11 protein-coding genes are annotated in these 13,676 nt (G+C 63.2%); 3 read left to right on the top strand and 8 right to left on the bottom strand.

Annotated features, from left to right (window positions below; all coding sequences use genetic code 11):
• Positions 1-374: 374 nt before the first annotated feature.
• Positions 375-2,999, bottom strand: a complete 2,625-nt coding sequence (gene clpB, locus AB4072_RS14555) for an ATP-dependent chaperone ClpB (protein ID WP_441969009.1) — start codon at positions 2,997-2,999, stop codon at positions 375-377.
• Positions 3,000-3,188: 189 nt separating this feature from the next.
• Here clpB and AB4072_RS14550 point away from each other — a divergent pair, with 189 nt between their 5' ends.
• Positions 3,189-3,440 (top strand): hypothetical protein, encoded by a 252-nt coding sequence (locus AB4072_RS14550; RefSeq protein WP_441969007.1) that lies wholly within the window; start codon positions 3,189-3,191, stop codon positions 3,438-3,440.
• 50 nt (positions 3,441-3,490) lie between these two features.
• Positions 3,491-4,279: an MOSC domain-containing protein gene (locus AB4072_RS14545; protein ID WP_441969005.1), complete on the top strand. Its 789-nt coding sequence runs from the start codon at positions 3,491-3,493 to the stop codon at positions 4,277-4,279.
• Positions 4,280-4,329: 50 nt separating this feature from the next.
• Here the strand turns inward: AB4072_RS14545 and AB4072_RS14540 are convergent, their stop codons facing one another.
• From AB4072_RS14540 to AB4072_RS14515, 6 genes are all read right to left on the bottom strand, one after another.
• Positions 4,330-5,313 carry a DUF4167 domain-containing protein gene (locus tag AB4072_RS14540; RefSeq protein ID WP_441969003.1) on the bottom strand — a complete coding sequence of 328 codons (984 nt, stop codon included), beginning with the start codon at positions 5,311-5,313 and terminating at the stop codon, positions 4,330-4,332.
• 383 nt (positions 5,314-5,696) lie between these two features.
• The gene (prmC, locus tag AB4072_RS14535; protein ID WP_441969001.1) at positions 5,697-6,542 is read right to left on the bottom strand and encodes a peptide chain release factor N(5)-glutamine methyltransferase; all 846 of its coding nucleotides are present in this window, start codon (positions 6,540-6,542) and stop codon (positions 5,697-5,699) included.
• Positions 6,539-6,952: a FosX/FosE/FosI family fosfomycin resistance hydrolase gene (fosX, locus tag AB4072_RS14530; protein ID WP_441968999.1), complete on the bottom strand. Its 414-nt coding sequence runs from the start codon at positions 6,950-6,952 to the stop codon at positions 6,539-6,541. The genes prmC and fosX overlap by 4 nt, the downstream gene beginning before the upstream one ends.
• Positions 6,949-8,022: a peptide chain release factor 1 gene (prfA, locus tag AB4072_RS14525; RefSeq protein WP_441968997.1), complete on the bottom strand. Its 1,074-nt coding sequence runs from the start codon at positions 8,020-8,022 to the stop codon at positions 6,949-6,951. The genes fosX and prfA overlap by 4 nt, the downstream gene beginning before the upstream one ends.
• Entirely contained in the window at positions 8,022-10,289 is a 2,268-nt protein-coding gene (gene ptsP / locus AB4072_RS14520; RefSeq protein ID WP_441968996.1) for a phosphoenolpyruvate--protein phosphotransferase, read from the bottom strand. Before ptsP ends, prfA begins: the two co-directional genes overlap by 1 nt.
• A gap of 91 nt (positions 10,290-10,380) precedes the next feature.
• The gene (locus AB4072_RS14515) at positions 10,381-11,619 is read right to left on the bottom strand and encodes an aspartate kinase (protein ID WP_441968994.1); all 1,239 of its coding nucleotides are present in this window, start codon (positions 11,617-11,619) and stop codon (positions 10,381-10,383) included.
• 141 nt (positions 11,620-11,760) lie between these two features.
• On the opposite strand from AB4072_RS14515, the gene ubiG reads away from it, so the two are divergent.
• Entirely contained in the window at positions 11,761-12,504 is a 744-nt protein-coding gene (ubiG, locus tag AB4072_RS14510) for a bifunctional 2-polyprenyl-6-hydroxyphenol methylase/3-demethylubiquinol 3-O-methyltransferase UbiG (protein WP_441968992.1), read from the top strand.
• Here ubiG and nhaA read toward each other — a convergent pair.
• Positions 12,477-13,676, bottom strand: coding sequence for a Na+/H+ antiporter NhaA (gene nhaA, locus AB4072_RS14505; RefSeq protein ID WP_441968990.1), 1,200 nt, complete (start codon positions 13,674-13,676; stop codon positions 12,477-12,479). The two genes, ubiG and nhaA, sit on opposite strands and share 28 nt — an antisense overlap.

Genomic DNA, 13,676 nt, shown 5'->3' with positions numbered 1-13,676 from the left:
GCCGAAGCACAGGCGCTTCGGCGCGCAAAAAGACATGACGCTCCGGCCGCTGGGTGCGGGTCGGTCGTCTTCAAATTCTTCTTGCGAGAGCGTCGCTAACGAATGAGCTTCACGGGAATGTTCTCTGTGTGGCGAACTGGGACGAGAGCTTTTGCCAGAATTCTGTCCGAATGGGAACAGGCCGACGTCGTTCCGGCGTGCGCCTTGGCGCGAGTCCGAAACCCATACCCTGCCATTGCAATGTAAGGCGCATCTACGGAACCGTTGCGGTATGGATTCCGCGCTCCGGAATGTCGGCGGGGAGGGTTCCTCTTCAAATGAATATGGCCGGGGCGAACCCGGCCATATCGCAATTTACTGTAAGGCGGTGCGGCTCAATTCAGCCGCACACCCTCCGGAGCCCGTTCCGCCTTCCGGTTCGCCGTGAAATCTCCGATCATCAGACCTTCCGGCCCGACGGTGACACGCACGGTTTCACTATCATGGATCTCGCCGCCGAGAATCAGTTCGGCGAGCGGGTCCTGCACGTTCTTCTGGATCACGCGTTTCAAGGGCCGCGCGCCGTAAGCCGGATCGTAGCCTTTGTCCGCGAGCCAGTCGCGGGCTTCCGGTGCGAGTTCGAGGGTGATCTTGCGATCGTCCAGAAGCTTCTGAAGGCGCTTGATCTGGATGTCGACGATGGCGCCCATCTCACTGCGCTTCAGACGGTGGAACAGGATGATCTCGTCCACGCGGTTGAGGAATTCCGGACGGAAATGCGAGCGCACCACCGCCATCACCTCGCCGCGAACGGCGTCGGTATCCTCGCCCTCTTTCTGCGTCACGAGATATTCCGCGCCGAGATTCGACGTCATGATGATCAGCGTGTTGCGGAAATCGACCGTACGGCCTTGGCCATCGGTGAGACGTCCATCGTCGAGCACTTGCAGCAGCACGTTGAACACGTCCGGATGCGCCTTCTCGATCTCGTCGAACAGCACGACCTGATAAGGCCGGCGCCGCACTGCTTCCGTCAACGCGCCGCCTTCCTCGTAGCCCACATAGCCGGGAGGCGCGCCGATGAGGCGGGCAACCGAGTGCTTCTCCATGTATTCCGACATGTCGATGCGCACGAGCGCAGTGTCGTCGTCGAACAGGAACGCGGCAAGCGCCTTCGTCAACTCGGTCTTGCCGACGCCGGTGGGGCCGAGGAACATGAACGAGCCGATGGGCCGGTTCGGATCCTGCAAGCCCGCGCGCGCACGACGCACGGCAGTCGAGACGGCTTCCACCGCCTCTCGCTGACCGATGACGCGCTTGGAGAGTTCCTGCTCCATCTGGAGGAGTTTTTCGCGCTCGCCTTCGAGCATCTTGTCGACGGGAACGCCGGTCCAGCGGGAGACGACCTGCGCCACGTGGTTCGGCGTCACCGCCTCTTCCATCATGCCGCCGCCATCGGCGTTCGCTTCCGTTTCAGCGAGCTCCTTCTCGAGTTGCGGAATGACACCGTAGGCGAGCTCACCCGCGCGCTGATATTGGCCTTGCCGTTGAGCGGAGGCCAATTCGTTGCGGGCATCGTCGAGTGATTTCTTCAGCTTCGCCGCGTGGCCGAGCTTGTCCTTCTCCGCTTTCCAGCGGGTGGTGATGGCGTCCGAGCGCTCTTCAAGATCCGCGAGCTCCTTTTCGAGCCGCGCGAGACGATCCTTCGAGGCGCTGTCGGTTTCCTTCTTGAGCGCTTCCGCTTCGATCTTCAGGCGGATGATTTCGCGATCGAGCGAGTCGAGTTCCTCAGGCTTCGAATCCACCTGCATGCGCAGGCGCGAGGCGGCTTCATCCACGAGGTCGATGGCCTTGTCCGGCAGGAAGCGGTCGGTGATATAGCGGTTCGACAGAGTCGCAGCGGCGACAAGCGCCGAATCGGTGATGCGCACGCCGTGATGCTGCTCGTACTTTTCCTTGATGCCGCGCAGGATCGACACGGTATCCTCGACCGAAGGCTCGTCCACGAAGATCGGCTGGAAGCGCCGCGCGAGCGCCGCGTCCTTCTCCACGTGCTTGCGATATTCATCGAGCGTCGTCGCGCCGACGCAATGCAATTCGCCGCGCGCCAGCGCAGGCTTGAGCAGGTTCGATGCATCCATCGCGCCATCGGCTTTACCCGCGCCCACGAGCGTGTGCATCTCGTCGATGAAGAGGATGATGCCGCCATTCGCGGAGGTCACTTCATTGAGCACGGCCTTCAGGCGCTCCTCGAACTCGCCGCGATATTTCGCGCCTGCGATCAGCGCGCCCATGTCGAGGGCGAGCAATTGCTTATCCTTCAAACTTTCCGGCACGTCGCCGTTGACGATGCGCAGGGCAAGGCCTTCCACGACGGCGGTTTTGCCGACGCCGGGCTCGCCGATGAGGACCGGGTTGTTCTTCGTGCGACGTGAAAGAACCTGGATCGTGCGGCGAATTTCCTCGTCTCGGCCGATGACCGGATCGAGCTTGCCCTCGCGAGCGGCTTCCGTCAGATCGCGGGCGTATTTCTTGAGCGCATCATAGGCGTTCTCCGCCGTGGCGTTGTCGGCGGTGCGGCCCTTGCGGAGCGTATTGATGGCGGCGTTCAACCCTTGCGGCGTCACGCCGGCCTGAGCGAGAATCTTGCCTGCTTCCGAATCTTTTTCGAGCGCCAGCGCCAGCAGCATGCGCTCGACGGTGACATACGAATCGCCCGCCTTCTCAGCCGTCTGCTCGGCACTATCGAAAAAGCGCATGAGATCGCGCGTCGCCTGTGGTTGTGCGGCGGAGCCGGACACCTTGGGTTGTTTGGCGAGCCATTGCTCGACCGCGGCATGGGCCTCGCGGGAGCGGCCGCCGGCGCGGTCGATCAGCCCGGCGCAGAGGCCTTCCGGATCGTCGAGCAGAACTTTCAGGATGTGGCCGGGTGCGAATTGCGGATGGCCTTCCCGCATGGCGAGGTTCTGCGCAGCCTGCACGAAGCCACGGGCGCGCTCAGTATATTTCTCGAAATTCATCAGTCACCCCTTCTGAGGCTTGCCCGTCCTCTTCGAGGCCCGGCCACGCCCTGTGATGTCGGACCCTCCAGCGAGGCATCCGCTCGGCTTAAATTGGTGTGACGACGCGGCCGCAACAAGGGGAACGGGGGAGGGAACCGCGCTTTTCCAACGGCATTGACCCTTCGTTCGATGCAGGAGGCGTTCCCCATGGCTGGCAAAGCCCACGACCCGCGTTCCGAAGCCGAGAAGGCGCGTGCCGATCTCGCCCGCAACGATGCTATCGGCGGGGCGGTGCCCGAAAGCCCGCTGGAGCGCGGCCCTTCGGTGACGCCTGAGACCTTTGGCGATACCTCTGAGAAAGCGCGCAAGAGCGAAGAGAATCAGGGTGTCGAAGCCGGCGGCAAGGCTCCCGCCCGGCAAGGCGACGACGAGGACGTGCTTTCGCGCGGACAGAAATAGCTCTCGGGCTCGCGCTTGTGACAGGGGCGTGGATTCTTTATCCCTGAAGCATGAGCATTCGTATCGCTTCTCTTTACCGCTATCCGGTCAAGGGCCTGTCGCCTGAACGTCTCGAACGGGCGACCTTGACACCCGGGGAATTTTTCCCCGGCGACCGTCTCTACGCCATCGAAAACGGTCCCTCGGGCTTCGATCCGGCAAAGCCCGAACATCAGCCCAAGATCAAGTTTCTCATGCTGATGCGCAACGAGAGCCTGGCTCGGCTGAAAACGCACTATCTCGACGAGACGACGACCCTCGTCATCGAAGAGGGCGGCCGCGAGGCAGCGCGGGGTAATTTGGCGACTAGGCAAGGACAGGAAGCCATCGAGACCTTTTTCGCGCGCTTCATGCCGAATGAGTTGCGCGGAGCGCCCAAGGTGCTCGCAGGCCCCGACGGCTTCCGCTTCACCGATTCGCGGCGGGGCTTCGTGTCGCTCATCAATCTCGCGAGCGTGCGGGACGTGGAAAATCTGGTCGGCGCGCCGGTCGATCCCTTGCGCTTTCGCGGCAATCTCCATCTGGAGGGCCTCCAGCCCTGGGTGGAGTTCGGTCTCGTCGGGCAGGTTCTCACGACCCCTTCCGGGGTTCGCTTGCGGGTCACGAAGCGCATTGAGCGCTGTGCCGCGACCAATGTCGACCCTGCGACGGGACTCCGCGATCTCACAATTCCCAAAAGCCTGATGCAGGCCTATGGCCATTTCGATTGCGGCGTCTATGCCGAGGTTCTGGCCGGGGGCGATCTGATCGAGGGCGAGATGTTCGCGGCGGAACAGGGCAGTCTGCCGTTGAGCCAATAAAAAAGGGAGGGCGTAGGCCCTCCCTTGATCGGGTTTGCGATGACTTTCGCTTATTCCGCGGCGGGTTCGATACCTTCCGGGGCGAAATCCGTGCCCTCGGGGCGGCCTTCCTCGAAATCCTTGCGGACGCGACGGCGGCGGCGCGGGCGAGCCTCTTCGGCTTCGCCGGTCAGGCTCAGGCTTTCCTGCACAGGAACGACCTTCTCTTCGCTCTCCACCGTGATCGGCGCACGCACCGGGTTCGTCAGGAATGCGGGAAGGCTTGCGGCCTCGGCAGGTTCGCTCTCGTCCTGGCGGCGGCGGTTCGAGCGGAACTCGCCACGCTCAGGCCGGTCCTGACGCTCCGGGCGATCTTGACGCTCGGGACGATCCTGACGCTCAAAGCGTTCGGGCCGGTCTCCCCGCTCGGGGCGATCCTGACGCTCAGGGCGATCCTGGCGCTCCGGACGATCCTGGCGCTCGAAGCGGTCTGAACGCTCCTGACGCGGCTGGTCATCGCGGTTGAAGTCCTGGCGAGGGCCACGGTCGCGCTGGAACCGTTCACGGCGGTCTCCCCGCTCGGGGCGATCCTGGCGCTCGGGACGATCCTGGCGCTCGGGGCGATCCTGGCGCTCAGGGCGATCTTGGCGGTCGCCGCGGTCGTTCCGATCACCGCGATCGAACCGCGATGGGCGCTCGAAGCGCTCGCCTTCGGAACGCTGCTCGTAAGGCTGCGGCTGCGAGGCGGGATCCGTATCCTCCCCACCGAAACCGCCTGCGCCCTCTTCGTCGCCCTCGTCATCGAAGCGGCCGTATTGCTCGCGCAATTGCTCCTGGGCGGCGGCGATGATGCGGTAATAGTGCTCGGCGTGCTGGTGATAGTTTTCGGCAGCTACCGGGTCGCCGCTGGCCTGCGCGTCGCGGGCGAGCTGGCTGTATTTCTCGGCGATATGCTGAGCGGTGCCCCGAATCTTCACGTCCGGCCCGTTCGACTCGTAGCTCCGCGTCAAGGGATTTGGACCCTTGTTATTGGTGTTGCGGTTACGGCCGCGCATGCGCCTGTTTTGTCCTGGTCTCATGGTTGGTCTACGACCCTCGCTGATTCTCGAAAAACCCGCGCGATTCAAAGCCTGCCTTCAGCGAACGGGCGATAGCACACCATTCGCGCGGCTGGCCGTCTGTCGTTCAGCTCCAGCGTCCTTCAAGAAGCTTGGCCGTCCTTCAGTGTCGGGTTCAAAAGATCGCGCCCGGCCGTTCAAGAGCCCCTGCCTGCGCGATTGATATCGTTTGGTCTTCCGGCGTGCGTCCTAATTGGGTTTTTCGCCGATTTGTTCGGACCGAGGACGATCTCTAACCTGAATCTAGCCGGTTCCGCTCGGTCCAACAAGCGATTTTTCAGGTTTTGCTCTCTTCGTGAAGAACCATTTATCCCCCGCGATCATGTCCGTTTGAGGGCGACACAACGGGGATTGCCCGAGAGATCATGGACAAGGTCCAGGAATTCAAGGGCGTGGGCCTGCGACAAGTCTTTCAGAGATTCGCCTTGATCGTAGCCGATCTCGAGCACCAGCAGACCACTCGGCGTCAGTAGTCTTTCAGCCTCCTTCAAGAGGATCCGGTAGGCGTCGAGGCCATCCGCGCCGCCGTCGAGCGCAAGACGGGGATCATGCTCTCGGACCTCCTCGTCCAGCCCGGAAATGACGGAAGAGGCGATGTAGGGCGGGTTCGAAACAATCAGATCGAATCGCCCGGCGATGGCCGAGGCCCAGTCGGAAGCTACGAATCCCGCTCGCGCGCCGACCCCGTTCAGCCAGGCATTGCCTCGAGCGGCCCGCAGCGCGCCAAACGACCGGTCGACCCCCAGGCCGAACGCGTTCGGCAATTCGTGAAGCAGTGCGACCAGAAGGCAACCCGAGCCTGTTCCGAAATCGGCGATCCGTAATGGGGCCTGCCGGCTTGGTAAAAGCCGAAGCACCGTTTCGATAATGGTTTCCGTGTCCGGCCGGGGCACGAGGGTCTCGGGACTGAGCCTGAAGGGCAGGCCCCAGAATTCTCGTTCTCCTAGAATTCGCGCCACCGGCTCATGAGCGAGGCGGCGCTCTTCGAAGGCGCGAAGGGCTTCTGTCTCACGCTGCGTCAGAGCTTCGTCCGGCCGCAGGGTCAGGTCGGTCGCGGAAATCCCGAGCGCAGCCAGAAGCAGAAGCCGCGCATCAAGCGCGGCGGTCTCGAAACCCGCCTCGCCGAGGTGCTGGCGAAGATCTCGCAAGGCTTCAGAACGGGTCACGTGGGGCGACCTCGTTCATACCGATTCAAACGCTCCTCGAGCGTTCCCGTATGCAGCTCGAACAGATGGTTGTCGTCGTCGTAGAAGTAGAGGGAGTGACCTTCACCTTCAATGCGAGGGCGCGATTCACGAATGTGAAGGCCGAGACGCTCGATCCGCCCGCGATAGTCGGCAATGGAGGCGGCATCGATCTTGAAGGCGATGTGGTTGTAGGTCTGTGTGGGCAGGCTCTCGCCTTCCATGATGGCGATCCATAAGCCGGCGACGTCGAAGAATTTTTCTCGCGAGAGGGAGAAGGTCGCGTCTCCCGAGGTATAGATTTCGCGGCCTTCGAAGACAGTCTCGATGATCGCGCTCATGCGCTCGAGATCGCGGGTGATCAGCGTGATGTGGCTCAGGCCCTCGATCACGCCATGTCCTGCGCCGCGAGTTGGGCGGCCTGATGCTCGGTGATGAGCGCGTCGACGATCTCATCGAGGGCGTTGCCGCTCATGATTTCTTCGATCTTGTAGAGCGTCAGGTTGATGCGGTGATCGGTGACGCGTCCTTGCGGGAAATTGTAGGTGCGGATGCGCTCGGAGCGGTCGCCGGAGCCGACCTGCGACTTGCGGTCGGCCGCGCGGACAGCGTCCTTTGCGGTGCGCTCGGCGTCGTAGAGGCGGGCGCGCAGGAGCGCCATGGCGCGGGCGCGGTTCTTGTGCTGGGAGCGCTCGTCCTGCACGAACACCACCATGCCGGTCGGCATGTGGGTGATGCGGATGGCGGATTCGGTCTTGTTGACGTGCTGGCCGCCGGCTCCTTGAGCGCGCATGGTGTCGATCTTGAGGTCCGCATCGTTGATGACGATGTCCACGTCCTCCGCTTCAGGCAGCACTGCGACGGTGGCGGCCGAGGTGTGGATGCGGCCTTGCGTTTCCGTATCGGGCACGCGCTGCACGCGATGAACACCGCTTTCGAATTTCAGGCGCGCGAACACGCCGCGCCCCTTGATCTCGGCGGAGATTTCCTTGTAGCCGCCAGCCGTGCCCTCGCTCTCAGAGAGCACCTCGACCTTCCAGCCCTTCAACTCGGCATAGCGCGCATACATGCGGAAGAGATCTCCCGCGAAAAGCGCCGCCTCGTCGCCGCCGGTGCCGGCGCGTACTTCGAGGATCGCGCTCTTCTCGTCAGCTTCATCCTTGGGAAGAAGCATGATGCGCAGGTCCTGCGCGGCCTTTTCCAGAGACGCTTTCGCCTCAGGCAACTCGTCCTCGGCGAGAGCCTTCATGTCGGGGTCGTCGAGCAGCGCTTCGAGACCTTGCAGGTTCTCTTCCATGGCTTTGTACGCGCGGATCGTTTCGACCACGCCGTCGAGCTCCGACAATTCACGCGAGAGCGCGACAAAGATTTCCGGTTCGGGCCCGGCATTGAGCGTCGCCATAATGATGTCATGGCGCGCAAGAATGGCGTTGAGGCGGTCGACAGGAGGCGCAATCGTCATCAGATCGGAATACCGTGGCTTTCAGCGAAGCGGGTGAGCAGAGGCCGCAGACTATCGCCGCTTCCGGCGTGCTCCAGCTCTTCGTGAATGAGGGAAGCGACCTGGCCGGCGTTGAGTTCCAGAAGCATGGCCTTTACGGGGCCAAGGGAAGCGGGCGACATGGAGAGCGACCGGAAGCCGAGGGCGATGAGCGCCATTGCTTCGAGCGGCCGGCCGCCGATCTCGCCGCAAACCGTCGCCTTGCAACCACCCTTCTGCGCCTCGTCCGCGACAAGCCGGAGCGCGCGCAGCATGGGCACGCTCAACGGATCGAAGCGGTTCGCCACGCGCCGGTTCTCCCGGTCGATGGCGAAAAGGAACTGCATCAGGTCGTTGGAGCCGACGGAGATGAAATCGGCGACGGCGCAGATCTCGCGGATCTGGAACAGGAGGGAGGGCACCTCCAGCATCGCGCCGAGTTCGAGATCGGATGGCAGCACATGGCCGTGGCGGGAGAGATGCGCCTTCTCGCGCTCCACGATTTCCTTGGCGCGGATGAATTCGTCGCAGGTCGCGATCATGGGGAACATGATCTTCAAGGGGCGTCCGGCGGCGGCCTTGAGCAGGGCGCGCAACTGCATCCGCAGGAGACCCGGCCGATCGAGGCCGATGCGAATGGCGCGCCAGCCCAGCGCCGGGTTCTCTTCCTCGATCGACTGCATGTAGGGCAGAATCTTGTCGCCGCCGATATCGAGGGTGCGGAAGGTGATGGGCAGATCGCCCGCTTCCGCGAAGGCGGCGCTGTACAGCGCCTGCTGCTCGCTTGCGGTCGGCATGCGCTCGGCGACCATGAACTGCAATTCCGTGCGGAAGAGGCCGACGCCCTCGGCTCCGGTCTCGGCGAGATGCGGCAGATCCACGAGCAGGCCCGCATTGAGCTGCAATTTGATCGCAACGTCGTCTTTGGTCACGGAGGGCAGGTCGCGCAGTTTGCGGTACTGCTCCTGCCGCCGGGCGCGCAGGCGCGCCTTCTCGGCATAGGCTGCTTCCACGTCGGAATTCGGCCTGATCTGCACATCGCCCACGGAGCCGTCGACGATCATGGCATCGCCCGGATCGGCCAGCGACGTGGCGTTCGCCACTTCGCCCACGGCAGGCAGGCCAAGGGCGCGGGCGACGATGGCGATATGGCTCGTCGGTCCGCCTTCTTCCAACACGATACCGCGCAAGCGCGACCGGTCGTAATCGAGAAGCGCCGCCGGACCCATGGACCGGGCGACGAGGATCGCGTTATCGGGAAGCGAGGTCCGCTCGGCCACCATGTCGCGGCCGACAAGCCGGTGCAGCATGCGATTGGCGAGATCGTCCAGATCGTGCAGACGCTCGCGCAGATACGGGTCCGTCTGGCGCAGCATCCGCGCGCGGTTGTCCGATTGCACGCGCTCGACGGCCGCTTCCGCCGTCAGGCCCGAAGTCACGGCTTCACGCATGCGGCGAAGCCAGCCCTGATCGTGGGCGAACATGCGGAAGGTTTCCAGCACCTCTCGGTGTTCGCCGTGGTGGGCGACATCGCCGCGTTCGATCAACTCGTCGATGGAGGCGCGCACTTCAGCGATAGCCTCCTCAAGTCGTTCCAATTCTGCGTCGATATTCTCGGCGATGAGGTTTTTCACCACCACACGGGGTTCGTGGAGCACCACATGGCCGAGGCCGACGCCATCCGACAGCGACACGCCGCGCTGGCTGACGGGACGGCGCAGGGCACTGCCGGTCTCGACCGGGGCGAGAGCTTGCAATTCGCCTGTCGCGACCAGTTCGGCCAGCACCATCGCGGTGATTTCGAGCGCCTCGATCTCCTCTTCCGTATAGATTCGGTGGGTCCGGTTCTGGACCACGAGCACGCCGAGGGTATTGCCCGCGCGCAGCAGGGGCACGCCGAGGAAGCCGTGATAAATCTCTTCGCCGGTCTCGGGCTTGTAGGAGAAGGACGGGTGGCTTTGGGCGTCGGACAGAGCCAGCGGCTCCGCGGTTGAGGCGATGAGGCCCACAAGACCTTCGCCCGCGCGCATGGTGGTCAGGTGGACCGCCTCGCGTTTCAGACCTTCGGTCGCGAAAAGCTCAAGCACGCCATCGCCGCGCAACACGTAGACGGAGCACACCTCCGCCACCATGTTTGCAGCGATCAAGACGACGATCTTGTCGAGGCGGTCCTGGGCGCCGACCGGCTCCGCCATGATCTCGCGGAGGCGGCGCAACAGGAGGCGCGGACCGCCGGGAGCGCTAGGCATGAGCTTGACTGTTCCCGTCCTTGGATTGACCGACGGGTTCGCCCCCACCGGCATTATGAGAAGTGTTGCAGCCTCATAGACTGGCCGTCAATCAGGCTTGGTCAAGGCCGTATAGCGAGTGGAGCGTGCGGACCGCAAGCTCTGTATACGCGGAGTCGATCAAAACCGAAAATTTAATCTCAGAAGTTGTAATGGCCCGGATGTTGATGCCCTTGTCGGCCAAGGCTTTGAAGGCCTTGGCGGCAACGCCCGCATGGCTGCGCATGCCCACCCCGATGGCCGAGACTTTCACTACGTCGGTCGCGCCCTGGAGGTCCCGGAATTCGATCTCCGCCCTATGCTGGTTCAGAACCGCGACGGCCCGGTCGTAATCGGCCGTGGGGACCGTGAACGTGATGTCCGTGGTGGTGGTGTCGTCGGACACGACCTGGATAATCATGTCCACGTTGATGTTGGCGTCCGCCAAGGGCACGAAGATCGAGGCCGCAATGCCCGGCTTGTCGGAGACGTTCCGCAGCGTAATTTGGGCTTCGTCTCGGGAATAGGCGATGCCGGTGACGACCTGCTGTTCCATGATGTCTTCCTCGTCGCAAATGAGGGTGCCGAGCTGCGGATCGGCGGGATCGTCGAAACTGGAGCGCACGTAGGTCGGCACCCGGTGCATCATGGCAAGCTCGACCGAGCGCACCTGAAGCACCTTGGCGCCGAGCGACGCCATTTCCAGCATTTCTTCGTATGAGACCTTATCCAGGCGGCGGGCCTTGGGCACGATGCGCGGATCGGTGGTGTAGACGCCGTCCACATCCGTATAGATGTCGCAACGTTCGGCCTGAATGGCGGCGGCGAGGGCAACCGCGCTCGTGTCCGAGCCGCCGCGGCCGAGCGTCGTGACGCGCTGTGTCGGCTGGTGCATGCCCTGGAAGCCCGAGACGACGGCGACTTCGCGGTTTTTGGTGAAACTTTCAATGATTCCCGCGCCATCGATACCGGCTATTCGCGCCGAGCCATGGGCTTCCGAGGTCAGGATGGGGATCTGCCAGCCCTGCCAGGAGCGGGCCTTCACGCCCATTTCCTGCAGCGCGATGGCGAGCAACCCGGAGGTGACCTGCTCTCCCGAGGCCACGACCACGTCGTATTCCTTGGAATCGTAAAAGGTCGAAGCGTCTTTCACCCAGCCGACCAGTTCGTTGGTCTTACCCGACATGGCCGAGACGACGACGGCAACGTCATAGCCGGCCTCGACCTCGCGTTTGACATGCCGCGCCACGTTGCGGATGCGCTCAACGTTGGCGACGGATGTACCGCCGAACTTCATGACAAGACGAGGCATGTGTGAAGGAGGCCGTTCGATAAAGGGGAAATTTGCCCCTTCGCGAAGCGAAAAGGCGCGTATACATGACGGCGAGGGCGCGCCGTGTCAACGCGGCCGATTGCATTTACCTTCCCATACGGGAAGGGGCGGGAGTTCTTTATGGCGGACGCTAAGACGACAACCATCGATCCGGAAGAGGTCGCCCGTTTCGAGAGCATCGCGGAGACCTGGTGGGACCCGAAGGGCGCGATGAAGGTGCTCCACCGGTTCAACCCGGTGCGATTGGCCTATATCCGCGATGAGGCCTGCCGCCGGTTCGGGCGCGACCCGCGTTCCGCCCGCTCACTGGAGGGGCTCACCATCCTCGACGTCGGTTGCGGCGGCGGAGTGCTCTCAGAGCCGCTCGCCCGGCTCGGAGCCAAGGTGACGGGGCTCGATCCTGCGCCGACCAATATCGCGGTCGCGAAACTCCACGCAGAGCGCTCCGGCGTTCCCGTCGATTATCGCAACGAGACGGTGGAGTCCGTGGTCGCCAAGGGGGACACCTTCGACATGGTGCTTGCCATGGAAGTGGTGGAACACGTGGCCGACGTGCAGGCCTTCGTGAACGCCTGCGGACAAGCGGTGAAGCCTGGCGGTGGGCTCGCCATGGCGACCTTGAACCGGACCATGCGGTCCTTCGCGCTCGCCATCGTCGGGGCGGAATATCTCCTGCGCTGGCTGCCCAAGGGCACCCATGACTGGGACAAGTTCGTGACGCCGGATGAATTGGCGGCGGCGCTGGCGAAGGCGGGCTTCAACGTCACGGATGAGAAGGGCGTGACCTACAATCCGCTCACCGGTATCTGGTCGTTGTCGGGGGATATGGCGGTCAATTATATGCTCCTCGCCGAACGGGCCTGAGCCCGGTTGTCGGTGAAGACCAGGATAAGCCAGCCCGCAAGCGCCGAGAGGAAGGAGCCCGCGAGCACGCCGATCTTGGTCGCGCTCATCAGCTCCGGGGTTTTCTCGAAAGCCAGCGCGCCAATGAACAGGCTCATGGTGAACCCGATGCCGCACAGAAGGGCGACGCCGTAGAATTGCGTGATCGTGGCACGAGCCGGAACATCGGCGAGGCGCAGTTTCACGGCGAGCATCGAGAAGCCGAACACCCCGACCTGCTTGCCAATGATGAGCCCGAGCGCGATGCCGAGAGGAAGCGGGCTCAGCAGGCTGTCCATTGTCAGATTTCCAAGAGGCACGCCGGCATTCGCGAAACCGAAGATCGGAATGATGGCAAAGGCGACCCACGGCTGGAGCGCGTGCTCCAGCTTGAGAAGCGGCGAAACCGCCTCTGGGTTGGGATGGAGAGGCACGGTCAGGGCGAGAACGACGCCCGCCAGCGTTGCGTGGATGCCCGATTTCAGAACGAAGAACCAAAGCAGCGCGCCGGTGATGAGATACGGCGCGAGTCGGACGATGCCGAGGCGGTTAAGAGCGATGAGCGCGGCCACGCACACGGCGGCGGCCCCGAGCATCGGCAGATTGAGACCTTCCGTGTAGAAAAAGGCGATGATGATGATCGCGCCCAGATCGTCCAGAATGGCGAGTGCGGTGAGAAAGATCTTCAACGAAGCCGGTACGCGCGAGCCGAGAATCGCGAGGACGCCGAGGGCGAAGGCAATGTCGGTCGCGGCGGGAATCGCCCAGCCTCGACGAAGCGACGGGTCGCTCCACGTGACCACGAGAAAGACGAATGCCGGAATGACCATGCCTCCGAAAGCGGCGATGCCCGGCAACATCCGTCGGGACCAGGTCGACAACTGACCGTCAAGGAATTCGCGCTTGATCTCGAGCCCGACGAGCAGGAAAAACAGCGCCATCAGCGCATCGTTGATCCAGTGCAGAATGCTGAGACCGAGAACCTCGATGTGGAGCGCGTGGAAATAGGCGTCGGCGAGGGGTGAATTGGCGACGATCAGGGCAAGAACTGTCACTCCCATGAGGATGACGCCGCTCGCCGCCTCGCTGCCCAGGAATGTGCGTAAGAGGGAAATGTGCCGCGCAGGCTTGGCGGAGCCTTGTTCGTGATCCAC

Source organism: Microvirga sp. 2MCAF38, assembly GCF_052115485.1.
GTDB lineage: Bacteria > Pseudomonadota > Alphaproteobacteria > Rhizobiales > Beijerinckiaceae > Microvirga.
Note: the sequence above shows the minus strand (reverse complement) of the source record. Positions and strands in the feature narration are given on the sequence as shown.

Coding starts and splice junctions, on each gene's coding strand:
- clpB (WP_441969009.1), bottom strand. CDS start 2,999: ATGAATTTCGAGAAATATACTGAGCGCGCCCGTGGCTTCGTGCAGGCT.
- AB4072_RS14550 (WP_441969007.1), top strand. CDS start 3,189: ATGGCTGGCAAAGCCCACGACCCGCGTTCCGAAGCCGAGAAGGCGCGT.
- AB4072_RS14545 (WP_441969005.1), top strand. CDS start 3,491: ATGAGCATTCGTATCGCTTCTCTTTACCGCTATCCGGTCAAGGGCCTG.
- AB4072_RS14540 (WP_441969003.1), bottom strand. CDS start 5,313: ATGCGCGGCCGTAACCGCAACACCAATAACAAGGGTCCAAATCCCTTG.
- prfA (WP_441968997.1), bottom strand. CDS start 8,022: ATGACGATTGCGCCTCCTGTCGACCGCCTCAACGCCATTCTTGCGCGC.
- ptsP (WP_441968996.1), bottom strand. CDS start 10,289: ATGCCTAGCGCTCCCGGCGGTCCGCGCCTCCTGTTGCGCCGCCTCCGC.
- AB4072_RS14515 (WP_441968994.1), bottom strand. CDS start 11,619: ATGCCTCGTCTTGTCATGAAGTTCGGCGGTACATCCGTCGCCAACGTT.
- ubiG (WP_441968992.1), top strand. CDS start 11,761: ATGGCGGACGCTAAGACGACAACCATCGATCCGGAAGAGGTCGCCCGT.